This window comes from Acidovorax sp. Q11, from assembly GCF_054950075.1.
The window spans coordinates 81,944-106,376 of record NZ_JBUDZG010000001.1 but is presented as its reverse complement, the minus strand read 5'-3'; the positions used below and the strand labels follow the sequence as shown (position 1 = coordinate 106,376).

The window sequence follows — 24,433 nt, the reverse complement described above, 5'->3', positions numbered from 1 at the left end:
GGGGGACGCACCCGGTGGACTGGCGGAGCCAGATCCACGGGTGCACTGGCCTTGCGCCGCGCCAGTTGCCGCCGCCGCGCGTGACAAACTGTGGGGCGCGTCTTCTGCGCTTTCCACATTCCCATTGACCTCCATGACCCTCTCCATCGAAGGCCGCGCACGCTGGCCCGCGCTCATCCTGCTGTGCCTGGGCGAGCTGATGATCGTGCTCGACACCACCATCGTGAACGTGGCGCTGCCCAGCATCAAGGCTGATCTGGGCTTTACCGAGACATCGCTGGTGTGGGTGGTCAATGCCTACATGCTGACCTTTGGCGGCTGCCTGCTGCTGGGCGGGAGGCTGGGCGATCTGTATGGGCACCGGCGGCTGTTCCTGGCAGGAATCACGCTGTTCACCGTCGCGTCGCTGGCCTGCGGGCTCGCAAATACGCAGGGGCTGCTGGTGGCGGCGCGTGCAGTGCAGGGCGTGGGCGGGGCCGTGGTGTCGGCCGTGGCGCTGTCGCTCATCATGAATCTGTTCACCGAGCCCGGCGAGCGCGCGCGGGCCATGGGGGTGTATGGTTTTGTGTGCGCGGGAGGCGGCAGCATTGGTGTGCTGCTGGGCGGTGTGCTTACCAGTGCATTGAGCTGGCACTGGATCTTTCTGGTCAACATCCCCGTGGGCGTGGCGATCTACGCGGCCTGCCTGGCACTGCTGCCGGGCGGCAAGGGGCAGGCCCACGGGCAGCGGCTGGATGTGGCGGGCGCGGTCACCATCACCGCGTCGCTGATGCTGGCGGTTTACGCCATCGTCAACGGCAACGAGGCGGGCTGGACTTCGCTGCAGTCGCTGGGCCTGCTGGGTGCATCGGCCGCGCTGCTGCTGGTGTTTCTGTACGTTGAATCCCACGTGGCCGCGCCGCTGGTGCCGCTGGCCTTGCTGCGGCTGCGCAATCTGGCCATCTCCAACGTGGTGGGCGTGCTGTGGGCGGCAGGCATGTTTGCGTGGTTCTTTCTGTCGGCGCTGTACATGCAGCTGGTGCTGGGCTACGACGCGATGCAGGTGGGCCTGGCGTTCCTGCCGTCCAACCTCATCATGGCGGGCTGCTCGCTGGGGCTGTCGGCCTGGGTGGTGATGCGCTACGGCATTCGCAGCACGCTGGGCTGGGGCCTGGTGCTGGCCACTGTGGGGCTGGCGCTGTTTGCGCTGGCGCCGGTGGACGGCCAGTTTGTGCTGCATGTGCTGCCCGGCATGGTGCTGCTGGGCGTGGGTGCGGGCATTGCGCTCAACCCGCTGCTGCTGGCCGCCATGGGCGATGTAAAGCCCGAGGATTCGGGCCTGGCCTCGGGTGTTGTCAACACGGCTTTCATGATGGGTGGCGCGCTGGGCCTGGCCGTGCTGGCCAGCCTGGCCGATGCACGCACGGGCGCGCTGCGCGGGGCGGGCGCATCGGCGCAGGTGGCGCTGAACGGCGGCTACCAGCTGGCCTTCTGGGTGGCGGCCGGGGGCTCGCTGGTGGCGGCGCTGCTGGGCGGCCTGGTGCTGCGGCCTGCGCAGCCGCCGGGCTCGGGGGCGCAGGGGGCGTTGCACTGAGAACAGATTGATATCAGAAGTGAAGCTATTGGGGCAATGCCAGCAGGCGGAAGGGCCGAATTCCATTCAGATCCTGTGCTGTGTACACCTGCCAGGGCTGCCCCACTGTCCTGTTCGGCGGCCCCCACTGTTCCACGCAGCGCACTTCTGCTCGGGCACCATTGGCGCCATATTCCACAGGCATGCCGCCCGATAGTGGCGGTGCACAACCCAAGGAGCCTTCCATGCCCTCGTCCACTTCTGCTGTTGCCCCTCTGCTGCCCATCGTGCGTGCGCAGTTGCTGGGCCCGCAGTGGCCCACGATGGACCCGTTTCTTTTCTGCGCCCACCACGACGATGCCTACCCCGCAGGCAACGGCGCCTTTGCGCCTGCCGTGCCCATCGACGACCGCCAGATCGGCAGCGACTTCAGCCGCAAGGACGGCTGGAGCATGTACCACGGTGATCCGGTGCCCGGTTTCCCCGGCCACCCGCACCGGGGTTTTGAGACGGTGACGCTGGTGCGCAAGGGCCTCATCGACCACTCCGACTCGCTGGGCGCGGCCGCGCGTTTTGGCGGGGGCGATGTGCAGTGGGTCACGGCGGGCAAGGGCATCGTGCACTCCGAGATGTTTCCGCTGCTCAACGCCACCGAGCCCAACCCGCTGGAGCTGTTCCAGATCTGGCTGAACCTGCCCGCGCGCAACAAGATGGTGGAGCCGCACTTCACCATGCTGTGGAACGAGCGCATCCCGCGCCTGGTGCATGCCGACGCCGCAGGCCGCAAGACCACGGTGACGGTGGTGGCCGGTGCGCTGCCCGGCGCGTCCGCCCCCTTGGCGCCGCCGCCCGAGTCCTGGGCCTCGCAGCCCGAGGGCGATGTGGCGATCTGGACGCTGCACCTGGAGCCCGGTGCCGAGTGGACCCTGCCCGCCGCGCAGGGCGCGAACGGCGATGAGGGCACGCAGCGCATGCTGTACTTCTTTGTGGGCGACCGCCTGCGCGTGGGCCCGCAAGAGGTGGACCGCCACGCCGCGCTGCAGGTGCGCGCCGGTGAGGACTGGCTGCTGACCAACACCGGCACCACGGCCGTGGAATGCCTGGTGCTGCAAGGCCGCCCCATTGCTGAGCCCGTGGCGCAGTACGGCCCGTTTGTGATGAACACCCAGGCCGAGATCATGCAGGCCATGAACGACTACCGCCGCACCCAGTTTGGCGGCTGGCCTTGGGCCCAGCAGGACCCGGTGCACGGTGCCACACCGCGACGGTTTGCACGCTACCCCGGCCAGACCGAGGAGGAGCGCCCGGCGGAAGAAGCAGCCGCATAGGCCTGAGGCCGATGCGTGAACACGCGGGTCGTGGACAATCCACGGTCCCGATCCGCGTTGTTATCCAAGACCTATGAACATCACCAAAGACTCCGCCGTCACCATCAGCTACAAGGTGACCACGCCCCAGGGCAAGCCGCTGGACGCGGGCAACCTGGCCTACCTGCACGGCGGCTATGCAAACATCTTCCCCAAGGTCGAAGCCGCGCTCGAAGGCCAGGCCGTGGGCTACAGCACCACGTTGCAACTGGCGGTGGAAGACGCCTTTGGCGCGCGCGACGAAAGCCTGGTGCGCACCATCCCCAAGAGCGAGTTCCCGCCCGGCGTGAAGGTCGGCGGCCAGCTGCAGGGCGTGGGCAACGACGGCCAGCCCGCCGTGTTCAACGTGGTCAAGATCAAGGGCCCCGAAGTGCACCTGGACGGCAACCACCCGCTGGCAGGCCAGGCGTTGACCTTCAGCTGCAAGGTCACGGAAGTGCGCGCCGCCAGCCCGGAAGAAATTGCGCACCGCCACGTGCATGGTGGGCATGGCCATCACCATTGACTGGCTCCCGCCAGCGTCAGTCTGGCAACGCCTTCAGAGTTGTCGCGATCGGAGGCTTCACCCCTGCACACTGCGCGGTAGGCAAAGAGCGCAACGGCCTTGGCCGATACCCCCTTCGCGCGCTGCGGCAGATACCGACGCACCCAGCAAAAAAGCCCGCATTGCGGGCTTTTTTGCTGGGTGAGGCGGCTTGAATTACTTGGCCGCTTCAGGCTTGGCGGCGTCGGCTTTTTTCTCTGCCGCTTCCTTGGTCTTCTTGGCCTTCACTTTCTTTTCGGTAGGGGCCGACGCTGGGGCTGCGGCGGGCATCACTGCGGGCTTGGCTTCGGCTTTGGCCGCCGGAGCGGCAGGCGTGGCCGCAGTGGCGGGGGTAGCAGGGGTCGCGGGCATGGCCGATGTGGCAGGTGCCGCTGCCTTCGCGGGAGTTGCTGGCGTTGCAGGCGCCGCAGGGGCTTGGGCAAACGATGCGGTCACAAAGAAACCGGCGAGCAGGGCAGCGAAGAGCTTGTTCATGAGAAATCCTTTCAGATCGGATAATCGCCCGACACAGCGTCAGACTTAGCTATGCAACGGCGCTTGGATGCGGCGCGATGACAGGTTACGAAGTCATTGGCAACAAGGCGTTACCGCGCCCCAGGCCCCGCCCGTTCAGCACCGGTTCCCTTGCCAGGCGCTCGCGTGCCCACTCCACAAAGGCGCGCACCTTTGCCGGGGCCCGCCGCCCTGCGGGGTAAACGATGTGCACGGGCACGGGGGGTAATTCGTGGTCGGCCAGCACGATGCGCAGCCGCCCGGCGCGCAAGCTGGCCGCAGCCTGGTAGGCCAGGCAGCGGGTCAGGCCGATGCCGGCCTCTGCGGCGGCAATGTCCACCTCGTTGCTGTTGCTGATCCATGTGAATTGCGGCTGGCCTGTGGCGCCATCGCGAAACTTCCAGGGCGCTGGCGTGCGTGCGTCGAAGGCGAAGCCGATGGCACGGTGGCTGCTGAGGTCTGCCGGGTGGCGTGGCCTGCCGTGTTGCGCCAGGTAGGCGGGTGACGCCACCAACAGGCGGCGCAGCGCGCCCACCTTCATGGCAGTGAGGCCCGAGTCGGGCAGGTGCGCGATGCGGATGGCGACGTCCATGCCTTCATCCAGCAAATGCACCAGCCGGTTGACGAACAGCGTGCGCACCTGCACACGTGGCTGGGCCTGCAAAAAGCCCTGCACGATGGGTGCCACATGCTGGATACCGAACATCTGCGGCGCGGTGATGGACAGCAGCCCCTGGGCCTCGGCCTGCGCCCCGCTGGCCGCCTGCTCGGCTTCATGCAGGTCGTTCAGGATGGGGCGGCAGTCGGACAGGAAGCGCTCACCCGCTTCGGTCAGCCGCACCATGCGCGTGCTGCGCTGAAACAGCAGCACACCGAGCCGCGCCTCCAGCGCCGCAATGGCGCGCGTGACGGCCGCCGCCGAACAGCCCAGGCGCCGCCCCGCCACGGCAAAGCCGCCCGCATCGGCCACGGTCACAAAGCAGCGCAGGGTGTCGAGGTGGTCCATTGTTGCGTCTCGCGAAATTCTGAAAGCCGCACTATCGCTATTCACGCCGCAAAGTGCAATAGATAAGGTCGAGTCCTTCACAGAACCTGTTTTGACAAGGACGTACCCCATGGCCGCCACCCACCTTCCCGCCGCCCCGTTCACGCTGCACCGCACCGCCATCTCCGGCCACTGCCACCGCGTGGAGCTGCTGCTGTCCCTGCTCGGCCTGCCCCACCGGCTGGTGGAGGTGAACCTGCTGCAGGGCGAGCACCAGCTGCCCGCGCACCGCGCACTCAACCTGCTGGGCCAGGTGCCCGTGCTGGTGGATGGCGACGTGGTGCTGAGCGACAGCAATGCCATCCTGGTCTATCTGGTGCAGCGCTACGCGCCCGGCAGCGCCTGGTTACCGCAAGACCCCGTGGGCCAGGCGCAGCTGCAGCGCTGGTTCAGCCTGGCGGCGGGCTTTCTGGCACCGGGCATCGGTGGGCCGCGCTTTGCGACGTTGACGGGCAAGCCCATCAACGAGGTCGCGCAGGCCCAAGGCCGACGGTTGCTGGACTTCATGGAAGCCGAACTGCAGGGGCGTGGCTGGTTGCTGGGCGGCGCTGCGCCCAGCCTGGCCGATGTGGCGATGGTCAGCTACACCTCGCAGGCGCACCTAGCGGGCCTGCCACTGCCTGCCGCCTACCCGCGCATTGCCGCCTGGGTGGCGCGCGTGCAGGCGCTGCCCGGCTATGTGCCGTTGCTGGACCACCTCAGCGGTGTGACTCCCCCGCCTGCGGAGGCCGTATGACCGCCCTGCCCACAGGCGGCAGCGAAGGCCCCGCCCCCAGCGCCTGGCACGCCGGTGAACAAGCGCTGCAAGCCCGCGCCGGCGTGCACGAGCGCATGGCCGCCGTGGGCGAGGTGGTGGTGCGCGACCACATGCCCGACCAGCACCGCGAGCTGTTCGAAAAGCTGCCCACGCTGCTGCTGGGCGCACTCGACGCGCAGGGCCAGCCCTGGGCCACCATGCTGGCGGGCCCGCCCGGCTTTGTGCACACGCCCCACGCGCAGCGCATGGACATTGCAGCGGCCATCGACCCGGCCGACCCCGCTGACCCCGTTGACCCAGTGATGGCGGCGTTGGCCGCGCACGGCACCGGCGCGCCCGTGGGCGTGCTGGGGCTGGAGCCGCACACACGCCGCCGCAACCGTATGAACGGCCATGTGGTGCGCTGGGGCGCGCAGCAGGGCCTGTCGATCACGGTGGCGCAGAGCTTTGGCAACTGCCCCAAGTACATCCAGGCCCGCGCACCTGGCCTGCGCGCCGCCGTCACGCCGCCGCAGCCCGCGCAACCGTTGGGCCCTTCACTGGATGCGGCGGCGCTGGCACTGATTGCGCGCAGCGACACGCTGTTCATCGCCAGCGCCTCGGCCGCCCGGCCTGGCTTGCAGCGCGGGGAGGGCGTGGACATGTCCCACCGGGGTGGCGAGCCCGGCTTTGTGCAGGTGAGGCACACGCCCCAGGGCCTGGAACTGTGGCTGCCCGACTACCCCGGCAACCTGTTCTTCAACACCCTGGGCAACCTCGCCCAGCACCCGCTGGCCGGGCTCTTGTGGGTGGACTACGACGATGGCGGCCTGCTGCACGTGGCCGCCCGCGCCGAGCTGCTGTGGGGCGAGGCCGAGCGCGCCCCATGGCCCGGCGCGCAGCGCGTGCTGCGGTTGTTGGTGCTGGGTGGGGTGTGGCGCGCCCAGGCGCTGCCCTGGCGGTGGACGGCGGCGCAGCCCGCGCCGCAGTTCAACGCCATGCGCAAGGCCGTTACGGCTGACCCTGCGGCACCGGGCGCTTGAGGGGTTCAATCGCCTTGCGCGGCGTGGTGGCCTCGGCCGCCACCATCTTCGCGCTGCGCTCGTGCGCCGTCTGCGCCAGCTCGGTGATGAGCGCGGCCTCGGGCAGGTTGTGCCAGTAGCGTGTGGGCATTTCCTTTTTCATCATGGCCAGCTTGAGCCGCGCGGGGTTGAAGATGTGGCGGTAGTAGGTGAGCCACAGCGCCTCGCCCGCGTCGGGTGGCGGTGCATCGCTGCGTTGCGCACCCGGGCCGGTGTGCAGCTGCTGGCCGTCCCAGCGCACGCTGGCGTCGGGCGTGAGGATGGCCCAGCGCATCTGCGTGAAGCGGCGATGAAGAAGCCCGCGTTGGCCACGGTGATGTAGTGGTCGGGCTCGAACCAGGCCATGTGCAGGGTCTGGCCGTCGGGCTCCACCACGGGCCGAAAGCGCGCAAACGCGTGCATCTTGTGGATGTCGTGCCCCACGGCGCGGACCATGTGGTGGGCCAACATGCGGTCCGCGTCCAGTGGGTCGTGCCGCGCGGCTTCGGCCTCCGCACCGCCCTGTGCCATGCGCCACAGCAGCCGGTACATCAGCGCAAAGCGGGCGGGGTCGCGGTGCAGGATGAGTTGCTCGCACAGGTGAAAAAAGTCGGGCGGTACGCGCAGTGGCGGCGCATTGGGGACGCGGGGGGAGATGGAGGCGGTGGTGGGGCCGGTGTTGAACAGGTAGGGCGGACTCAGCGGGCAGGCGCCCTGCATAGGACGCCGCTGGCAGGCTGTGCGGACCTTCGCGTCGCGATCGTCCATGGGTACCATGGCTGCGGCCCGCCCGCAGCGGTCAAATGACCGAGGAAGAAAGCACCGCATGAGTGACCCCAAGCCCGCCCCGAAAGAAGAAGTCGCCCCAAAAGAGCGCGAGAGCATCAACCGCCATTTCCTGCGGGAGAGGCGATGGATGGTCTGGCTGGGAGTTGGCCTGCCCGTGATCCTGCTGATTGTTGGCTTCTTGCTGGGCCCAGTGCTCCTCAATGCCTTGAACAAGTAGCGGGGCCAAGGGCGTGCAAGCAGCGCCTGGCCAGACGTGTGGGCAGGCTGCTCCACCGCATCCCCTTCACGCTTCTTGTGCCAGGTCCCTGCGCAACGCCCCGCGCAACAACCGCGTCGCCCTGTCCCGCAACCCCACCGGCTTGCCCGGCCGCACCGGGTGCTCCTTGGCCTGCACACAGGCCGCCAGAAAGTCCTGCAGGATGGCCGTGTCGTCCAGCGTGTCCGAGCCCTGCTTGTGAAACTCCGGGTGCCATTGTGTGGCCGCGATGTAGCCGCGCCCCGGTGCGGGTTTCAGGCGGATGGCTTCGGGCACGCCGTCCGGCTCGCTCAGGGCCTCGACCTCGAACTCCAGGGCCAGGCGCTTGATGCCCTGGTGGTGGATGCTGTTCACGCGCGCACGGGGTGCGTCGGGGTAAAGCTGGGCGAGGCGCGAGCCGGGCACGATCTGGATGTCGTGGAAATGCTGGTCGTAGGTGGTGGCGTTGCGGTGCTGCAGTGCGCCGGGGTGCTGGGTCTCGATGTCCTGGTACAGCGCACCGCCAAAGGCCACGTTGATGAGCTGCAGGCCCCGGCACACGCCAAAGATGGGCTTGCCCACTTCGGCAAAGGCCTTGACCAGGGCCAGGTCGTAGATGTCGCGCACGCGGTCGCCAGTCCATTCCTCGCGCAGGGGCTCCTCACCATAGTTGCCGGGCCACACGTCGGCGCCGCCGTGCATCACCACGCCATCCAGCCACTCGGCGTAGTGCTGCAGCGTCACATCGCCGCGCGCCGTCTCGCCCGTGGGGCAGGGCACCATCACCACGATGGCGCCGGACGACATGATCCAGTGCGCGATGGACTGCTCCACGTACTGCAGCGTCTTGTTGGTGAACAGGGGGCGGGTGGGGTCAGCGTGCTGGAAGCAGGCAGACAGGCCGATCTTGAGGCGGGGGGCAGCGGGCATGGCAAAGGGCTCCGGGCGGCACACGCAGGGCGTGGCGGGCAACAAGAAGAAGGGGGTGGCGGGAGGGGGCGAAAGGGCCCACGGGTTTGTTTGTATCACCGCCTACTTTGGCCGTCTGTAGGAAAGGGCCGTGCGGGGCAGGCTTCGCCGCTGCGCGGCCCCTTCGCCTGTTACACAGTGCTACGAAATGTGGCTTTCTTCATGAAATGCCCGGCAGAGGTCCGTGCGCCGGGGGGGGGGCGCAGGGCGCTCGCGATAATTTCTGCTTGCCGGCTTTGGGGAGGGTCCCGGCGAAGTTGATGTGTTTCCTGCCTTCCACGAAAGCCCCACATGCACCAAAAGAAAAATCGCCTGCCCGCGCTCACTACCCTGGCAGCACTGGCCGCCATGGCCTGGCCCCAGTTCGCCCAGGCCGTTGTGCCCCCAGGTGCCGCTGCCGAGATCGTGAGCCTGCAAGGCACGGGCGACCAGCGCGCTGCGGCTGCGGCCGACTGGGGCCCTGCGCGCCTGGCGCAGCCGCTGACCACGGGGGACTTTGTGCGCACGCGCCAGGCCGCCCGCATGGCGCTGCTGTTTGCCGATGACACGCAACTGCGCCTGCACCAGAACACGGTGCTGCAGGTCAAGGGCGTGGCCACCCCCGCCCAGCCGGTGACCACCTTGCTGCTCAATGCGGGCCGCGCCTGGACCCAGACCAAACGCGCCGATGGCAGCCGCCTGAACCTGGAGACCCCTGCGGCCACGGCTGCGATCCGGGGCACAGATTGGGACATCAGCGTGGAGGACGATGGGTGCACGCTGATCACGGTGCTCTCGGGCACCGTGGAGTTCTCCAACGCACAGGGCGCGGTATCGGTGGGCGCCAACGAAGCCGCCGTGGCCGAGGTGGGCAAGGCCCCGGTCAAGCTGGTGCTGAGCCAGCCGCGCGACCGCATCCAGTGGGTGAATGCGCTGCGCGCCGACCCGCTGCCCTACCTGGCCGCAGAGCCCATGCCCGATACCCTTGCCCCGGTGCGCACCGCACTCGCGGCCCGTGACCTGTCTGCCGCACGCGCCGCCCTGGCGCAGGCCCGCAGCAGCGGCGCCCCCGCCGCCTGGCTGGCGGTGATGGACGCGGCCATTGCCCTGCAGGCGGGCGACCTGCTGGCCGCACGCGAGCAACTGGCGCGCCAGGTGGCGCAGCCTGCGGCGCCGTTCCCCGCCTGGCTCATGCAGTCCGACGTGCAGCTGGTGGAGGGCGAAGGCGCCGAAGCCGCCGACACGCTGCGCACGGCTTTGCAGCGCTGGCCCGCCCACCCCGCGCTGACGGCCCAGCTGGCCCGTGTGCTGATGCTGAGCGACCGTGTGGACGAGGCCAGCGCCGCGCTGGCTCCCGTGCAGGCCACGGCCCACGCGGAGGTGGCCCTGGTGCGCGCCGAACTGGCCCGGCGCCGGGGCGATGCGCCCGGCACGCTGGCCGCCTACACCGAGGCCACGCAGCTGGCCGCTGGCGATGCGCGTGCCTGGCAGGGCCTTGGCAGTGCGCATGTGGAGCGCGAAGACCCGCGCCCCGCCCGCGAGAACTTGCAACGCGCATTGGCACTGTCGCCCCAGCAGCCCGGCGCCTATGGTGAGCTGGGCACACTCGAAACCTTTGTGAACCAGTTCACCGAAGCCGGTGCGGCCTTTGCCACGGCCCTGGGCGACAACCCGGCGGACTACGTGGCACTCACCGGCCAGGGCCTGCTGCACCTTAAGCAGGGCAACCCGCAGGCCGCGCTGGATGCGTTCTTGCGCGCGGGCGTGATGGAGCCGCGCTATGCCCGCGCCAAGACCTGGACGGCCGTCGCCTACTACCAGCTGGGCCGCCACCAGGATGCGCTGTCCACCCTGCACCAGGCCGTCGTGCTGGACGACAAGGACCCCGTGCCGCACATGCTGCTCGCGCAGATCCACACCGACCTGTTCCAGCCCGGTGAGGCCGTGGAAGCGGCCCGCGCTGCGGTGGAGCGCATGCCCTATCTCAAGTCGCTCAACCAGGTCGCCAACGACCAGAAGGGCAGCGCCAACCTGGGTGCGTCACTGGCCTTCTTTGGCATGGAGGACTGGGCGCTGGAGCTGGCGCAGCAAAGCTTTTACCCGTACTGGGGCGGCAGCCACCTGTTCATGGCAGACCGGTATGCGGGCGAGTTCAACAAGAACTCCGCGCTGTTCCAGGGCTTCCTCACCGACCCGATGGCGTTTGGCGCGAGCCAGCGGTATGCGTCGCTGCTGCAGCAGCCGGGGGCGCATGGGGCCGTGGGTGTGACGCTGGACCGCGATCTCTACCGCATGCGAGCCCCCTCCGTCACGCTCAACGGCATGAACAACACCCATGTGCCCGTGTCGTGGTTCTTCAAGGCCCAGTCGGCCAACGCCAGCGAGTTCCCGTTTGATCTGCAGGTCAACAATGCGCCCGCCGTGCGCGGCGGCTATGGCGATGTGCGTGCACGGGCCATCACGGTGGGTGCAGGCATGCAGCCCACCGAACGCATCAACCTGTTTGCCTATGTGAACCAGTTCGACATGCGCCTGGCCAGCCAGAACCTGTTCGAAACGGCCCTGGACAATCAGAGCACCCAGGGCGCCGTGGGCCTGGCCTACCGCTGGGGGCCCACCGAGCAGACCTGGATCAAGCTCGGCCGCAGCGTGGAGCACATCCTGCTGCAGCGCTACCCCACGCTGTACCTGGAGCCCCCGTTCATCAACCTGATGGGCGTGAGCAGCCTGCCCCAGAAGCAGTTCAACGACCTGCAGCTGCGCCACACGGTGGACACCGCCCCTGGCAGCCGCTGGAGCGTGGCGCTGGAGCATGTGCGCGAGCGCCAGCACAACCTGATCGCTGGCGAGGCCGCAGTGGCGGCCGATATCCCGGGCGTGGGCCCCTTCCGCGACTCCCTTTTGGTGGCCGGTTACAACAACGTGGACCGCCGCTACACCGGCCTGACCCTGGCCACCACCCAGCGCCTGGACCCGGCGCTGAACCTGGACGCCGCCCTGGGCTTGCAGCAGATCCGCCACCGGGTGGACGGCCTGACCCAAAGCTACCTGGTGAACCTGGACAGCCTGAGCGAAGAGCAGGCGCGCCGCGCCGAGATGGAGCGGGTGGTCACGCCGCGCGTCGGTGTGGTGTGGCAGCCCGCAGCGGGCACCACGGTGCGCATGGCCTACCAGGACTGGCTGCGGCCGCTGAGCGTCTCCACCCTCACCAGCGTGGAGACGGCGGGCATCCCGGTGGAAGACCGCCTGGTCGAAGCGGGCGGCCGCCACAAGCGTGTGGTGGCGCAGCTGGGCATGGAGCTGGGCCGAAGCACCTTCGTGAGCCTGCGGGCCGACCACCTGCGGGTGCGCAACCCCGGCACCGTGGGTGTGGACCTGCGCACACCCAGCCTGCCGTTTCTGGAGGAAATGCGCAATGTGCAGATGGTCAACCTCTCGACCACCGACCTGCTGGAAGACACACCCAGCTTCGACTCCGGCAAGCTCAAGACCCTGGGCGCGGGCGTCAATCACATGTTCAGCCGCCGCTGGTCGGGCTATGCCAAATACCTGTACCAGGGCAGCGAAAGCCGCAGCTACGACGCCGACGGGGCCGTGGGCCGCATCCCCTACATCCCGCGCCACACGGCCGTGCTGGGCGCGACCTGGGTCAGCCCGCAGCGCTTCTACGTCAGCGGCCGGGCGGTGTACCGGTCGGAGCGTTTTGAAGACGCGGAAAACCTCACGCGCATCGCGCCCGGCTGGGGCGTGGACCTGATGGGGTACTGGGAGTCGCAGGACAAACACTGGGTGGTGGGGGTGGCTGCCATGAACCTGTGGGCGCCCAAGTCCGACCGCCGCAAGACCCGCTATGTCCTGGACGCCCGCTACCGCTTCTGACCGGGCATCGCCTGCCACCTGGCGCAGCCAGCCATGGTGGCCCCTGGCCGCCTGCCTGCTGGCGCTGCTGCTGGTGGGCGCCGCCACGTTCACGCGCACCTGGCATGCGCTGGAGTTCAAGACCTTTGACGTGCTTACCGCGCTGGCGGCGCCGCAGCGCAGCACGCTGCCGGTGGTGATCCTGGCGATCGACGAGCCCACCTTCCAGGAGCTGCAGCAGCCCTGGCCCTTCCCGCGCAGCGTGCACGCAGCCCTGCTGCAGCGCCTGCATGCCGAAGGCGCCGCTGCCGTGGGGTTTGACGTGGTGTTTGCCGAGCCCTCCACCGAGGCCGAGGACGCGGCCCTGGACCGCGCCATTGCCGAGGCGGGTCCGGTGGTGCTGGCCGCCACGCGCGAGAAGATCGACAGCAGCAACGCTGCGCTCTGGCTCGACGTGTTGCCGCTGCAGCGTTTTCTGGATGCGGGCGCCGACGCGGGCGATGCCGGGGTGGAGCCGGACGACGACTTTGTGGTGCGCCGCGCCCCTGTGGCGCGCGAGAGTTTTGCGCTGCGGCTGGCCCAGCGCGCGGCCGAGGCGCGCGGCCAGCCACGGCCCGCGCTGCGCCATTTCGACTGGATTGGCTACCGAGGGGCGCGCGGCACCTTCGACACGCGTTCGTACTACCAGGCGCTGGAGCCGGGCCTGCTGCCTGCGGGCTTTTTCAAGGACAAGATCGTGCTGGTGGGGCGCTCTGCGCGCACGGCCACCGAGCTCACGCGGTCGCAGGCCGATCTGTTCAACTCGCCGTTTGGCACGGCGGGCGGCGAGCGCCTGTTCCCGGGTGTGGAGCTGCAGGCCACGCTGGTGGACAACTACCTCACGGGCGGAGGCCTGCGCAGCGTGCACGAGAGCTGGACGCTGGCCCTGGTGTTGCTCTTGCTGCCCGTGCTGCTGTGGGGCAACCGCAGGCTGCCCCTGGCCGGTGCGGCGGCGCTGGCGGCTGCGCTGGTGGGGGCCATCGCGCTGGGTTCGTGGTGGCTGTTTGCGCGGTTTCAGCTGTGGTGGCCGCCGCTGTTGCCTGCGGCGGCCACAGCGGCGATCTACGGCGGGGCAGCGCTGGCGGGTTATGCGGCGGTGCGCCAGCGCGCGCGCCAGACGCGCGCGATGTTTGCGCAGTATGTGCCGCCCTCCGTGGTGGCGCGCCTCATTGCGCAGCCCGAGCTGATGCGCCTGGGCGGCGAGTCGCGCGAGGTCACGCTCATGTTCACCGACCTGGCCAGCTTCACCACGCTGTCCGAGCAGCTCAGCGCCGACCAGACGGTGGAAGTGCTCACCGCCTACTTCAACGCGATGACGCCCATCGTGCACGCCACCGGTGGCACGCTGGACAAGTTCATCGGCGATGCGGTGATGGCCTTCTGGGGGGCGCCGCTGGACGACGCGCAGCACGCCGAACACGCCGTGGCCGCCGCCGTCGCCATGCAGCAGGCCATGCAGGCGCTGGTGGCGGGCCTGGCCGCGCGCGGGCTGCCGCCCATCCATATGCGCATTGGTCTGCACACGGGGCGCGTGGTGGTGGGCAATGTGGGTTCGGACCAGCGCTTTTCGTACACCGCGATTGGCGACGCGGTGAACCTGGCCGCGCGGCTGGAGGGCGCCAACAAGGCCTTTGGCACCGGCATCCTGCTGTCGGCCTCCACCGCCGCGCAGCTGCCGCCCACGGTGGCGCTGCGCGCGCTGGACGATGTGATCGTCAAGGGCAAGACCGAGCCCGTGCGCGTGTTCACGCCCTGCGACGACGCCACGGTGCGCGAGGCCAGCAGCGCAGCGCTGGCTGCCTTCCATGCCCGCGACTGGCCCGGCGCCGAGGCGCAGCTGGCGCGGGTGCTGGAGCGGCTGCCCGGCGACCTGGCCGCCACCCGGCTGCGGGAGCGTGTGGCCGAGGCCCGGCTGCTCCCCGCCGATGCGCCCTGGTTACCTGCCGTGGCGCTCGACAAGTTGTAGTGCTGGCGAATCCAGCATCCTTTGACATGTGTTTACCGGGGGTATGGACGCCGGTGCCATGATGGGGTCTTCGCAACTTCATCAGGAAGGACCCTCGCCATGCAAGTACAAGTCAACACCGACGACCACATCCACGGCGGCGAATCACTGGCCCGCTGGATCACGGACGAGTGCAAGAGTCGGCTGTCGCGTTTTCAGGACCATGTGACGCGGCTGGAAGTGTTCCTGAGCGACCTGGATGCGGGCAAGTCGGGCGCCAATGACAAGCGTTGCCGCATCGAGGCACGCGTCACCGGCCGCCAGCCCGTCACCGTGACTGACGAGGCCGACAAGATGGCCAACGCCTTTATCGGCGCGGCCGACAAACTGGCCCGCGCGCTCGATACCGACCTGGGCCGCGTGAAGGACCGCAACGGCCGCGAGACCATCCGGGCGGCTGTGGATGAGTGAAATTTGATTAAAAAATGGCTTCTGCGCGCGATGGATAAGCGCTGATAGCTACTGATTTAATAGCATGAAGAAAGGCGCTGCAATCGATGGTTGCAGCGCCTTTTTGCTTGAGACACTCACAGATCCAGCACCAGCAGCTTGCTGCGCGCGCGCGAGCAGCAGGGCATGAACTGCTCGTTAGCGGCTTTTTCCTCGTCGGTCAGGTACATGTCGCGGTGGTCCACCTCGCCCTCCAGCACGCGCGTGAGGCAGGTGCCACACACGCCTTGCTCGCAGGAGGTCAGGATGTCGATGCCCTCTTTGCGCAAGGCCTCCACCACCGATACATCGGCCGCAATCGGGTAGACCTTGCCGGTGCTGGCAATGCGCACTTCAAAGCCCTGATCGCTCGAGGTGTCCTGCGCCGGGGCGCCAAAGTATTCGAGGTGGATGTTGTCCGGCCCCCAGCCCATGGCCTTGGCCGTGCCCACCACATGGTCGATGAAACCTGCGGGGCCGCACACATACAGGCGCTTGTCCGCACCGGGCGCGGCCAACACGGCAGCCAGATCCAGCTTCTGCTCGGGCGCCCCCGCGTCGAAGTGGAAGTGCACATGGGGGCCCATCGCTGATGCCGCAATCTCGCTGGCAAATGCGGTGCGCTCCACCGAGCGGGTGCAGTAGTGCAGCGCAAAGTCGGCGCCTGTGCGGGCCAGCCGGTCGGCCATGCACAGCAAGGGTGTCACGCCAATGCCGCCCGCCAGCAACACGGTGCGCTGCGCCGGGTGCAATGCAAAGTGGTTGCGGGGCGTGCTGATGGTGATCACATCGCCCTCGTGCACGCTGTCGTGCATGGCCACCGAGCCGCCGCGCGATGCCGCGTCGCGCAGCACGGCGATGCGGTAGCGGTGCGACTCGTGCGAGGCATTGCACAGCGAGTATTGCCGCGTCAGCCCGCCGGGCAGGTGCACGTCGATGTGCGAGCCCGCGCTGAACGGGGGCAGCGCGGCGCCGTCCACGCGCGCCAGCTCAAAGCTGGCGATGCCTTCGGCCTCGGTCCGCTTCTGGACGACGCGGACCTGCAGGGTTTCCTGCGCGGTCATGCGGCCACCCCTGGTTGTGGTGCGGGGGCCTGTTCGGCCGCCAGGATGCGGTCCAGCACCTTGCGCGACTGCACGCCGCCCGCGTCGATGTTGAGCATGAGCAGCTTGCGGTCGGGGTAGCGCAGCAGGTTTTGTTGCTGCATTTCCAGCATGTCCTGGTCCTCGGCAAAAATTTTGCCCTGGCCTTCGCGGATCTGGGTGGTGAGCGATGGGTCCTGCGGCTTGAAGTTGCGCGCCATGCCCCAGAAGTAATGGATGGACGTTTCCGTCTCGGGCGTGATGAAGTCCACCACGATGCTGGATGCCTTCTTGTCGGCCGGGGCGTTGTAGCCGCCGTGGCCTGCCAGCGCCACGCCCACCTCGATCAACACATGGCTGGGCGGCGTGAAGTGGCAGATCTGCCAGCGGTCCACCGGCTGGTCGTCGGGCAGGCCGTTCATGCGCAGCGCCATCTGCCAGAAGGGTGGCGGCTGAATGCCTTCCATGAAGCGGCTGGTGATGACCTCGTCGCCCTCCACGCGGGTCTTGCAGGGCACCTCGTCGATCTCCTTCTGGCCGATGCTGGTGGAGTGCACATAGGTCTCGTGCGTCAGGTCCATCAGGTTGTCGATCATCAGGCGGTAGTCGCAGGCGATGTGGTACAGCCCGCCGCCGTAGGCCCATTCGGGGTTGTCGGCCCAGGGCAGGTGGTGGATGGTTGCGGGGTCGGCCTTGTCGGCATCGCCCGGCCACACCCAGATGAAGCCGTAGCGCTCCACCACCGGAAAGCTGCGCGCCTTGGGAAAGCCCTGCACACGCTGGCCGGGCATGGAGACGGACTTGCCCGTGCATTCCACCCGCAGGCCGTGGTAGCCGCACTGCAGGTGGCCTTCGCACACCGTGCCCAGCGACAGCGGGGCGCCCCGGTGGGGGCAGAAGTCGTCCAGCGCCGCGACCTGGTCGGGCGCAGGGCGGTAGAACACGATCTTCTCGCCGCAGATGGTGCGGCCCAGGGGCTTTTCGGCGATCTCGTCGGGGGTGCAGGCGACGTACTAGGCGTTCTTGGGATACATGGGGCTTGTCTCTTTGTGTGGCGGGGCCGCGCTGCGGAACGTGTGTCGCCGCGCGGGGTGGGGCTTGCTGGGCGGATTGTGCGAAAAAGCGGCATCAATGTATACATTGAATGGTGATAAATCAGCTATTGCAACCTGTGATATCGCATAAATCATTGTTTTTAATAGATTTTCATTGAAATCTATGGAGGTGATTCTTTGGTTATGTATACATTAATGGGCGGCGTCTCTCCGGCGGAGCGCCACCCCCAACCTCTTTGACTTGTTTGCTTATGAACCCCAGTGAATCCCCGGTGGCGGAGCCCACCCTTGGCGACGGCGCCGAAGCGGGAGCCTCCCAGTCGGTGAAAGCGCAACTGCGCCTGCGCGAGATGATCCTGGCGGGCGAGCTGCCCGGCGGCGCGCGCATTGCCGAGCTGGCCATCGTCGAGAAGCTGGGGGTGTCGCGCACGCCCATCCGCGCGGCGCTGATGCGGCTGGAGCAGGAGGGGTTGCTGCAGCGCCTGCCCGGCGGCGGCTACGCCGTGCGCACCTTTTCTGAAACCGATGTGGCCGATGCAATCGCGCTGCGCGGCACGCTGGAGGGGCTGGCAGCGCGCCTGGCGGCCGAGCGCGACGTGGATACCGCTGTGCTGGCTGACGCCCATGCCTGCCTGGATGCCATCGACGCCACGTTGGCTCCCCCAGCCCTGGACGACCAGGGCTTTGCGCGGTATGTCGAGCTGAACGCGCAGTTCCATGTGCTGCTGGGCCGCATGCTGGGCGGCAGCGTGGTGGCGCGCGAGCTGGAGCGGGTCAAGGGCCTGCCTTTTGCCTCGCCCTCGGCCTTTGTGCTGGTGCAGACCCATTCCCCCCAGGCGCGCGACATGCTGGTGGTGGCGCAGGACCAGCACCGCCAGCTGCTCGACGCCATCGAACACCATGAAGGCGCACGGGCCGAGGCCATCCTGCGCGAGCACTCGCGCCTGGCCCAGCGCAACCTGCGCGCGGCGCTGTCGGCCCAGGCGGCCGGGCAGGGGCATGCCGGTTTGCCGGCCCTCACGCTCATCCGCCGCCGATGAGCATGTCTTGCTGCCGGTCTGCGGGTTTCACCGGTTTCATAACGGTCTGGCATAGCTGAAAGTCCGCCATAGAACTGGCATGTGGCTGCGCCCGCATGCACAGTGGGGGTGAGATGCACCCCATGTGCCATGCCGCAGGCCCTTCGGGCGCCGGGGCGTGGCCTCGTAGAAAAGATGTGCAGCCCCATCGAGACCGGAGACAAAAAATGAACTTCCTCAAGCGACGCGCCGCATTGACGGCCCTCGGGGCAGCCGCCCTGGCCACGGTGGCGGGCAGCGCCATGGCGCAGACCGTGACCTTGCGGCTGCACCAGTTTCTGCCGCCACAGGCCACCATCCCGGCCAAGGCCCTGGTGCCCTGGGCCCAGAAGATCGAGGCCGAATCGGGCGGCAAGATCAAGGTGCAGCTGTTCCACGCCATGCAGCTGGGCGGCGCGCCCCCGCAGCTGTTCGACCAGGCGCGCGACGGTGTGGTGGACTTCACCTGGACGGTGCTGGGCTATACGCCGGGCCGCTTCCCCAAGACGGAAGTGTTCGAGCTGCCCTTCATGAGCGGCAACGCCGAAGCCTCTTCGCGCGCTATCCAGGAATATGTCGAGAAGTTCGCGGCCGACGAATTCAAGGACGTGAAGCTGATCGCGGTGCACACCCACGGCCCCGGCCTGTTCCACACCAAGACGCCCGTCACCGGCCTGGAAAGCCTGCGCGGCATGAAGGTGCGCGGCGGCTCGCGCATCATCAGCAACATGCTCACCAAGCTGGGTGCCACGCCGGTGGGCATGCCTGTGCCTGCGGTGACCGATGCGCTCAGCAAGGGCACCATCGACGGCACCACCATCCCCTGGGAGGTGACGCCTTCGCTCAAGGTGACCGAGCTGGTGAAGAACCACACCACCTTTGCGGGCAAGGAAGGGCTGTACACGCAGACCTTTGCGTTCTCGATGAACAAGGCCAGCTACGACAAGCTGCCCCCCGACCTCAAGGCCGTGATCGACAAGAACTCCGGCATCGAGACTGCCGCCATGTTCGGCCGCGCCATGGACGAAGGCGACAAGGTGGGCCGCCAGATTGCCGAGCGTGCCAAGAACAACATCGTGGCCCTGGACGTGGCCGAGACCCAACGCTGGCGCCGCACGGCCTCCACTGTCGAGACCGACTGGATCAACGAGGTCAAGAGCAAAGGCATCGACGGTGCCAAGCTTGCCGCCGAGGCGCGGGCCCTGATCGAGAAACACAGCAAGTAAGCGTGGTGTTGCCTTCAGGCGCACCCGGGCGTGCTTGGGGGTGCTTGTGCACGCCGATCCGTTCCGGTGGATGCCGGGACGGATCGGTTTGATTTTTCTGACAGGACCCTGCCTTGAAGTTCCTATCGTTTCTCGCCCAGGCCTGCGCGGTGCTGGCCGGGGTCATTCTCACGGGGGTGACGCTGGTCACCTGCGCAAGCATTGTGGGCCGCAACACCACGGGCTGGACCGTCCTGGGCGACTACGAGCTCACTGCCGTGGCCGCAGGGGCCGCGATCGCACTGTTCATGCCCTGGTGCCAGTTGCGCCGCCAGAACATCATCGTGGACTTTTTCACCGCCCGGGCCTCCTCGGCCGTGAACGCGCGGCTGGACCGCTTCGGCGCGTTGCTGCTGGCCGCCATGTTCCTTGTGCTGGCCTGGCGCACGGCCACGGGGGGGGGCAGCGCCCGCAATTCCATGACCACCACCATGATGCTGGGCTTTCCGGAATGGATCACCTACGCCGCGATGGTGCCGCCCCTGCTGCTGACGGGGGTGATTGCCCTGGTGCAGGCCTTCGGCCCGGCGCAAGACGAGGAGGATGCTGCATGAGCCCGCTGCTCCTCGCCCTTTGCATCTTCGGCGTAATGCTCGCGCTCATGGTGGTGCGTGTGCCCATTGCGGCCGCCATGTTTGCCGCCGGTGCCTTTGGCTACCTCTACCAGGTGGGTCTGCCCCCGTTCCTCAACAACCTCAACGGCCTTGCGTTTGCGCGGTTTGCAAGCTATGACCTGTCGGTGATCCCACTGTTCATCCTCATGGGCAACTTTGCCACGCAGGGGGGCATCTCCAAGGCGCTGTTCCAGTTCGCCAGCGTGCTCATGGCGCGCTTCAAGGGCGGGCTGGCCATGGCGGCCGTAGGGGCGAGCGCGGCGTTTGGCGCTATTTGCGGCTCGTCAATTGCCACGGCTGCCACCATCACTTCCGTGGCGCTGCCCGAGATGAAGCGGCACGGCTACTCCGGTCGCCTGGCCACCGGCACGCTGGCGGCGGGCGGCACGCTGGGCATCCTGATCCCGCCCTCGGTGCCCCTGGTGATCTACGCCATCCTGACCGAGCAGAACATCGCCAAGCTGTTCGCTGCGGCCACCATCCCCGGCATCCTCGCCATGCTGGGCTACATGATCGCGATTGCGATCTACGTGCGCATCCGCCCCGGCCACGCGCCCGACCACACGGTGGATCTTCCCAAGATGTCGTTGCAGGCGCTGCTGGGCGTGCTGCCCATCGCCGTCGTGTTTCTGGTGGTGTTTGGCGGCATCTACGGCGGCCTGTTCACCCCCACCGAGGGGGCGGGCGTGGGCGTGGCCTGTACCTTTGTCGCGGCGCTGCTCAAGCGCGAGCTGACGCTGGAGAAGATCAAGCAGTGTTTCCTGTCCACCGCGTCTGCCAGCGCGATGATCTTCATGATCTTCATCGGCGCCGACATGATGAACACGGCGCTGGCGCTGACGCAGGTGCCTGGCCAGCTGGCCAGCCTGATCCAGGGCTGGAACGTCTCGCCCTACATGGTGGTGGTGGGCATCCTGCTCTTTTACGTGGTGCTGGGCGCGGTGATGGACGAGCTGTCCATGATCCTGCTGACCATCCCCATCTTCTTTCCGGTGATCATGGGCCTGGACTTCGGCATGTCGCAGGAACACACGGCCATCTGGTTCGGCATCATGGTGCTCATGACCGTGGGGTTTGGCCTGCTGGCGCCGCCTGTGGGCCTGAATGTGTACGTGGTCAACGGCCTGGCGAAGGACGTGCCGATTGCCGAGAGCTACAAGGGCGTGATGCCCTTCCTGGCCAGCGATGTGGTGCGCACCACGCTGCTGCTGGTGTTCCCGCCCATCTCGCTGTGGCTGGTGCAGTTCGTGGGCTGAGGGGCTAAGGTGCCGATGGATCGCCGCAAAGCACTCCGCGCGTTGGCCGCAGCAGGACTGGCGTGCTGGGGTGGGCTGCAGGCCCAGCCCGCCTTTCCGTCCAAGCCGCTGCGCATCGTGGTGCCGTTTGCGGCGGGTGGCGTGGGCGACCTCACGGCACGCGCGGTGGCCACCGGCCTGGCGGCGCGGCTGGGGCAGCCGGTGGTCATCGACAACCGCCCGGGCGCAGGCGGTGTGGTGGCGGCCGATGCCGTGGCCCGCGCCGAGCCCGACGGGCACACCCTGTTCCTCATGTCCAACGGCACGGCCGTCACGGCCAGCCTGTTCAAGGCGCTTCCCTACGACACCCTGGCCGACTTCACGCCCGTCAGCACGCTGGGCGTGTTCGACATTGCGGTGCTGGTGCCTGCCGATTCGCCACACCGCACGCTGGGCCAGCTGCTGGCGCACGCGCGTGCCCATCCGGGGCGGCTCAACATCGGCAGCATCAACACCGGCAGCACCCAGCACCTTGCGGCCGAGCTGTTCAAGAGCAGTGCCGCCATCGATGCGCAGGTGGTGCCCTTCAACGGCACGCCCGCGCTCATCACCGCGCTGCGGGGGCGCCAGGTGGATGTGGGCGTGGAAATCCTCGGCCCCGCGCTGCCCCAGGTGCGTGCAGGCGCGCTGCGGGTGCTGGCCGTGGCGGGCGAGCAGCGGTCTGCCACCTTGCCCGATGTGCTCACGGCGGTGGAGTCGGGTGTGAAGGGTTTTGTGGCCGCATCGTGGAACGCTCTGGCCGCGCCCGCACGCACCCCGCGTGCCGTGGTGGACCGCCTGCAGCACGAGGTGGCCGCCACCGTGGCCACGCCTGCGGTACAGCAGCAGCTGCGCGCGCTCAACGTGGAGCCGCGCACCTCCACGCCCGAGCAGGCCGCCGCGCTGCTCAAGTCCGACATCGAACGCTGGCGCGCCGTGATCGAGCGCGCAGGTATCCCCAGGCAGTGAGTGAACACCGACCCCACCATGCAGACTGAGAACCACCACGCCCCGCTCCCATTCGACCGCCTGGGCATCGTCGGCTACGGCGAGGTGGGCCGCATCTTTGCGGCGGGCCTGCGCGCACGGGGTGTGGGCGATCTGGAGGTGTGGGATCTGAAGTTCGTCCACCCCGCGCAGCAGGCGGAGCCGCTGTCCCACGCGCAGGCCGCAGGCGTGCACGCGGCCGACAGTGTGGCCGCGCTGTGCGCCGGGCGCCAGCTCATCGTGTCGGCTGTCACGGCCAGCAGCACGCTGGCGGTGGCCGAGGCGGTGGCGGCGCACATCGTGCCGGGCGCGGTGTTTCTGGACCTCAACTCCGCATCGCCCGGCACCAAGCAGCAGGCCGCGCAATGCATCGAGGCGCGCGGCGGGAGGTATGTGGAGGCGGGCGTGATGACCTCGGTGCCGCCCTATGGCATGGCCGTGCCCATGCTGCTGGGCGGCCCCCACGCTGCCGCGCTGGCGCCCGTGCTGCAGGCCTGGGGCATGGATGCCAAGCCGGTCAGCGACCGCCTGGGCGTGGCCAGCGCCATCAAGATGTGCCGCAGCGTGATGATCAAGGGCCTGGAGGCGCTGGTGATCGAGAGCTACGCCACCGCCCGCCACTACGGCGTGGAAGACCATGTGCTGCCCACACTGGCCGAGACCTTTCCGTCCATCGACTGGCACCAGCAGGGCCGCTATTTCTTCAGCCGCGTGGTGCAGCACGGCCAGCGCCGCGCCGAGGAGATGCGCGAGTCGGCCCGCACCGTGGGCGAAGCCGGCATGGAACCGCTGATGACATCGGCCATTGCCGACAAACAGCAGTGGGTGGCCGACCTGGCGCGTGCCGGTGTGTTTGCGGACCTGCCCAAGGATGCGCGCTGGCAGGACTATGCGGACAGGGTGTTGGACATCTTGCGCAAGGAAACCCCTGAGCGCTGAGGAGGTTGCGCGGGCCCGAACGGAGACTCAGCCCGGCGCCTTGTACAACGCCTGTAGCGTGGTGCGAATCAAGTCGGCCATCGCCTGCTGCGTGAGCGTCGCCGGGCGCTGCGAACTCACGGCCAGGTAGAGCTTGCTGCGCAGGCGGGCGCCGTCGTCGTTTCCGTCATCGCTGCTCGCGCCGTGGATGGGGCGGGTGCTGAACACCTCGGGCTTGCCCGAGGTGGTGACCGCGTTCATGGGCAGCACGGCGCAGCCCGCGCCGTCGGCCACCAGGTCCAGGATGGCGGCCACGCCGTCGATCTCCAGGCTGATCTGCGGGCGTTTGCCGCGTGTGGCCAGTTCAGACTCCACCAGCATGCGGATCGAGTTGGGGCGCGTGGGGATGACCAGCGGATACCGGGGCAGATCGCCCAGGGGCAGCGGGGTGCTGGTGTCGGCCTCGGCACCGGGTTGTGCGCCACCGCGCCGCTGCACCAGGAACAGGTCCTCCTCCAGCAGCGCCGTGATCTCGATGCCCGGCGCGGGGGGCGTGTTGTAGAGCAGTGCGATGTCAAGCAGCCCGGTGGTCAGCGACTCGCGCATGGCCACCGACAGCCCTTCGCTGATGGCCAGCGCCGCATCGGGCATCTTCACGCGGAAGGCGCGCGTCAGTGGCACCGTCAGCACCTTGGCAATGCTGGGTGGCAGACCAATGGCCACACGCCCGGCCAAGGCGCCGCGCACGCGGCCCAGCTCCTCGCGCGCGCGCTCCACCTGGTGCAGGATGCCGCGCCCATGCTCCAGCAGCAGTTTGCCCGCCTCGGTGGGTGTGGCACCCCGGCCGTTGCGCACCAGCAGGTTCTGGCGCAGCTCCACCTCCAGCAGGCGCACCTGGCGGCTCAGCGCGGGCTGGGCTATGTCCAGCACTACCGAGGCGCGCGTGAAGCTGCCCAATTCGGCCACCCGCACAAAGTATTCGATCTGCTTGAGGTCCATGGGCAAGGCTCTCTGCTATTTGCAATAGCTGTGGGTCAACAATCACGGAATGATATAGCTGGTAGTGCGGGTGCCGACTTC

At 68.2% G+C, this 24,433-nt stretch carries 20 protein-coding genes and 2 pseudogenes; 15 read left to right on the top strand and 7 right to left on the bottom strand.

All coding sequences use genetic code 11. The features are described 5' to 3' along the window. Nucleotides 1–133: 133 nt before the first annotated feature. From ACYZGB_RS00500 to ACYZGB_RS00490, 3 genes are all read left to right on the top strand, one after another. The gene (locus ACYZGB_RS00500) at nt 134–1,573 is read left to right on the top strand and encodes an MFS transporter (RefSeq protein WP_462386168.1); all 1,440 of its coding nucleotides are present in this window, start codon (nt 134–136) and stop codon (nt 1,571–1,573) included. Between the two features lie 224 nt (nt 1,574–1,797). Further along, nucleotides 1,798–2,880 carry a pirin family protein gene (locus ACYZGB_RS00495; protein ID WP_462386167.1) on the top strand — a complete coding sequence of 361 codons (1,083 nt, stop codon included), beginning with the start codon at nt 1,798–1,800 and terminating at the stop codon, nt 2,878–2,880. A 73-nt stretch (nt 2,881–2,953) separates the two neighbouring features. After that, a complete protein-coding gene (locus tag ACYZGB_RS00490) occupies nt 2,954–3,424 on the top strand; it encodes an FKBP-type peptidyl-prolyl cis-trans isomerase (RefSeq protein ID WP_462386166.1) in 471 nt (156 codons plus the stop codon). Between the two features lie 195 nt (nt 3,425–3,619). On the opposite strand, the gene ACYZGB_RS00485 is transcribed toward ACYZGB_RS00490, so the two are convergent. Together ACYZGB_RS00485 and ACYZGB_RS00480 are read right to left on the bottom strand one after the other, a co-directional pair. Then, on the bottom strand, nt 3,620–3,937 hold the full coding sequence (locus ACYZGB_RS00485; RefSeq protein ID WP_462386164.1) for a hypothetical protein: 318 nt from the start codon (nt 3,935–3,937) through the stop codon (nt 3,620–3,622). Between the two features lie 85 nt (nt 3,938–4,022). Further along, complete coding sequence (locus ACYZGB_RS00480; RefSeq protein ID WP_462386163.1) at nt 4,023–4,961, bottom strand: LysR family transcriptional regulator; 939 nt, start codon at nt 4,959–4,961, stop codon at nt 4,023–4,025. Between the two features lie 109 nt (nt 4,962–5,070). On the opposite strand from ACYZGB_RS00480, the gene ACYZGB_RS00475 reads away from it, so the two are divergent. Together ACYZGB_RS00475 and ACYZGB_RS00470 are read left to right on the top strand one after the other, a co-directional pair. After that, the gene (locus ACYZGB_RS00475) at nt 5,071–5,736 is read left to right on the top strand and encodes a glutathione S-transferase family protein (protein WP_462386162.1); all 666 of its coding nucleotides are present in this window, start codon (nt 5,071–5,073) and stop codon (nt 5,734–5,736) included. Continuing rightward, on the top strand, nt 5,733–6,779 hold the full coding sequence (locus ACYZGB_RS00470; RefSeq protein WP_462386161.1) for a flavin-nucleotide-binding protein: 1,047 nt from the start codon (nt 5,733–5,735) through the stop codon (nt 6,777–6,779). Before ACYZGB_RS00475 ends, ACYZGB_RS00470 begins: the two co-directional genes overlap by 4 nt. On the opposite strand, the pseudogene ACYZGB_RS00465 reads toward ACYZGB_RS00470, so the two are convergent. Next, a pseudogene (locus tag ACYZGB_RS00465) lies at nt 6,748–7,574 on the bottom strand (TIGR03915 family putative DNA repair protein). The gene ACYZGB_RS00470 and the pseudogene ACYZGB_RS00465 sit on opposite strands and share 32 nt — an antisense overlap. Nucleotides 7,575–7,623: 49 nt before the next feature. Between ACYZGB_RS00465 and ACYZGB_RS00460 the strand changes: the two are divergent. Further along, nucleotides 7,624–7,803, top strand: a complete 180-nt coding sequence (locus ACYZGB_RS00460; protein WP_462386160.1) for a hypothetical protein — start codon at nt 7,624–7,626, stop codon at nt 7,801–7,803. A 66-nt stretch (nt 7,804–7,869) separates the two neighbouring features. On the opposite strand, the gene ACYZGB_RS00455 is transcribed toward ACYZGB_RS00460, so the two are convergent. Next, on the bottom strand, nt 7,870–8,751 hold the full coding sequence (locus ACYZGB_RS00455) for a gamma-glutamyl-gamma-aminobutyrate hydrolase family protein (RefSeq protein WP_462386159.1): 882 nt from the start codon (nt 8,749–8,751) through the stop codon (nt 7,870–7,872). Between the two features lie 330 nt (nt 8,752–9,081). On the opposite strand from ACYZGB_RS00455, the gene ACYZGB_RS00450 reads away from it, so the two are divergent. From ACYZGB_RS00450 to ACYZGB_RS00440, 3 genes are all read left to right on the top strand, one after another. Continuing rightward, nucleotides 9,082–12,648, top strand: a complete 3,567-nt coding sequence (locus tag ACYZGB_RS00450; RefSeq protein ID WP_462386158.1) for a TonB-dependent receptor domain-containing protein — start codon at nt 9,082–9,084, stop codon at nt 12,646–12,648. Beyond that, a complete protein-coding gene (locus ACYZGB_RS00445; RefSeq protein WP_462386157.1) occupies nt 12,620–14,632 on the top strand; it encodes a CHASE2 domain-containing protein in 2,013 nt (670 codons plus the stop codon). Before ACYZGB_RS00450 ends, ACYZGB_RS00445 begins: the two co-directional genes overlap by 29 nt. Before the next feature lie 99 nt (nt 14,633–14,731). Next, nucleotides 14,732–15,082: an HPF/RaiA family ribosome-associated protein gene (locus tag ACYZGB_RS00440; RefSeq protein WP_462386156.1), complete on the top strand. Its 351-nt coding sequence runs from the start codon at nt 14,732–14,734 to the stop codon at nt 15,080–15,082. A gap of 116 nt (nt 15,083–15,198) precedes the next feature. Here ACYZGB_RS00440 and ACYZGB_RS00435 read toward each other — a convergent pair whose 3' ends face one another. Together ACYZGB_RS00435 and ACYZGB_RS00430 are read right to left on the bottom strand one after the other, a co-directional pair. After that, the gene (locus tag ACYZGB_RS00435) at nt 15,199–16,164 is read right to left on the bottom strand and encodes a PDR/VanB family oxidoreductase (RefSeq protein ID WP_462386155.1); all 966 of its coding nucleotides are present in this window, start codon (nt 16,162–16,164) and stop codon (nt 15,199–15,201) included. Beyond that, nucleotides 16,161–17,216: pseudogene (locus ACYZGB_RS00430) on the bottom strand (aromatic ring-hydroxylating dioxygenase subunit alpha). Before ACYZGB_RS00430 ends, ACYZGB_RS00435 begins: the two are co-directional and overlap by 4 nt. 272 nt (nt 17,217–17,488) lie before the next feature. Between ACYZGB_RS00430 and ACYZGB_RS00425 the strand changes: the two are divergent. The 6 genes from ACYZGB_RS00425 to ACYZGB_RS00400 all read left to right on the top strand — a co-directional run bounded on the left by ACYZGB_RS00425 (nt 17,489) and on the right by ACYZGB_RS00400 (nt 23,374). After that, on the top strand, nt 17,489–18,277 hold the full coding sequence (locus ACYZGB_RS00425; protein ID WP_462386153.1) for a GntR family transcriptional regulator: 789 nt from the start codon (nt 17,489–17,491) through the stop codon (nt 18,275–18,277). Between the two features lie 206 nt (nt 18,278–18,483). Continuing rightward, a complete protein-coding gene (locus tag ACYZGB_RS00420) occupies nt 18,484–19,521 on the top strand; it encodes a TRAP transporter substrate-binding protein (RefSeq protein ID WP_462386152.1) in 1,038 nt (345 codons plus the stop codon). A gap of 113 nt (nt 19,522–19,634) precedes the next feature. Next, nucleotides 19,635–20,114: a TRAP transporter small permease gene (locus tag ACYZGB_RS00415; RefSeq protein ID WP_462386150.1), complete on the top strand. Its 480-nt coding sequence runs from the start codon at nt 19,635–19,637 to the stop codon at nt 20,112–20,114. Further along, nucleotides 20,111–21,430, top strand: coding sequence for a TRAP transporter large permease (locus ACYZGB_RS00410; RefSeq protein ID WP_462386148.1), 1,320 nt, complete (start codon nt 20,111–20,113; stop codon nt 21,428–21,430). The genes ACYZGB_RS00415 and ACYZGB_RS00410 overlap by 4 nt, the downstream gene beginning before the upstream one ends. Before the next feature lie 15 nt (nt 21,431–21,445). Next, on the top strand, nt 21,446–22,417 hold the full coding sequence (locus ACYZGB_RS00405; protein ID WP_462386147.1) for a Bug family tripartite tricarboxylate transporter substrate binding protein: 972 nt from the start codon (nt 21,446–21,448) through the stop codon (nt 22,415–22,417). 18 nt (nt 22,418–22,435) lie between these two features. Then, nucleotides 22,436–23,374, top strand: coding sequence for an NAD(P)-dependent oxidoreductase (locus tag ACYZGB_RS00400; RefSeq protein WP_462386145.1), 939 nt, complete (start codon nt 22,436–22,438; stop codon nt 23,372–23,374). 27 nt (nt 23,375–23,401) lie between these two features. Here the strand turns inward: ACYZGB_RS00400 and ACYZGB_RS00395 are convergent, their stop codons facing one another. Further along, nucleotides 23,402–24,352, bottom strand: coding sequence for a LysR substrate-binding domain-containing protein (locus ACYZGB_RS00395; RefSeq protein WP_462386143.1), 951 nt, complete (start codon nt 24,350–24,352; stop codon nt 23,402–23,404). Nucleotides 24,353–24,433: the final 81 nt, after the last annotated feature.

What these genes read in the sequence shown, in the direction of transcription:
- ACYZGB_RS00500 (WP_462386168.1), top strand. Translation starts at nt 134, where the DNA reads ATGACCCTCTCCATCGAAGGCCGCGCACGCTGGCCCGCGCTCATCCTG.
- ACYZGB_RS00495 (WP_462386167.1), top strand. Translation starts at nt 1,798, where the DNA reads ATGCCCTCGTCCACTTCTGCTGTTGCCCCTCTGCTGCCCATCGTGCGT.
- ACYZGB_RS00490 (WP_462386166.1), top strand. Translation starts at nt 2,954, where the DNA reads ATGAACATCACCAAAGACTCCGCCGTCACCATCAGCTACAAGGTGACC.
- ACYZGB_RS00485 (WP_462386164.1), bottom strand. Translation starts at nt 3,937, where the DNA reads ATGAACAAGCTCTTCGCTGCCCTGCTCGCCGGTTTCTTTGTGACCGCA.
- ACYZGB_RS00480 (WP_462386163.1), bottom strand. Translation starts at nt 4,961, where the DNA reads ATGGACCACCTCGACACCCTGCGCTGCTTTGTGACCGTGGCCGATGCG.
- ACYZGB_RS00475 (WP_462386162.1), top strand. Translation starts at nt 5,071, where the DNA reads ATGGCCGCCACCCACCTTCCCGCCGCCCCGTTCACGCTGCACCGCACC.
- ACYZGB_RS00470 (WP_462386161.1), top strand. Translation starts at nt 5,733, where the DNA reads ATGACCGCCCTGCCCACAGGCGGCAGCGAAGGCCCCGCCCCCAGCGCC.
- ACYZGB_RS00460 (WP_462386160.1), top strand. Translation starts at nt 7,624, where the DNA reads ATGAGTGACCCCAAGCCCGCCCCGAAAGAAGAAGTCGCCCCAAAAGAG.
- ACYZGB_RS00455 (WP_462386159.1), bottom strand. Translation starts at nt 8,751, where the DNA reads ATGCCCGCTGCCCCCCGCCTCAAGATCGGCCTGTCTGCCTGCTTCCAG.
- ACYZGB_RS00450 (WP_462386158.1), top strand. Translation starts at nt 9,082, where the DNA reads ATGCACCAAAAGAAAAATCGCCTGCCCGCGCTCACTACCCTGGCAGCA.
- ACYZGB_RS00445 (WP_462386157.1), top strand. Translation starts at nt 12,620, where the DNA reads ATGTCCTGGACGCCCGCTACCGCTTCTGACCGGGCATCGCCTGCCACC.
- ACYZGB_RS00440 (WP_462386156.1), top strand. Translation starts at nt 14,732, where the DNA reads ATGCAAGTACAAGTCAACACCGACGACCACATCCACGGCGGCGAATCA.
- ACYZGB_RS00435 (WP_462386155.1), bottom strand. Translation starts at nt 16,164, where the DNA reads ATGACCGCGCAGGAAACCCTGCAGGTCCGCGTCGTCCAGAAGCGGACC.
- ACYZGB_RS00425 (WP_462386153.1), top strand. Translation starts at nt 17,489, where the DNA reads ATGAACCCCAGTGAATCCCCGGTGGCGGAGCCCACCCTTGGCGACGGC.
- ACYZGB_RS00420 (WP_462386152.1), top strand. Translation starts at nt 18,484, where the DNA reads ATGAACTTCCTCAAGCGACGCGCCGCATTGACGGCCCTCGGGGCAGCC.
- ACYZGB_RS00410 (WP_462386148.1), top strand. Translation starts at nt 20,111, where the DNA reads ATGAGCCCGCTGCTCCTCGCCCTTTGCATCTTCGGCGTAATGCTCGCG.
- ACYZGB_RS00405 (WP_462386147.1), top strand. Translation starts at nt 21,446, where the DNA reads ATGGATCGCCGCAAAGCACTCCGCGCGTTGGCCGCAGCAGGACTGGCG.
- ACYZGB_RS00400 (WP_462386145.1), top strand. Translation starts at nt 22,436, where the DNA reads ATGCAGACTGAGAACCACCACGCCCCGCTCCCATTCGACCGCCTGGGC.
- ACYZGB_RS00395 (WP_462386143.1), bottom strand. Translation starts at nt 24,352, where the DNA reads ATGGACCTCAAGCAGATCGAATACTTTGTGCGGGTGGCCGAATTGGGC.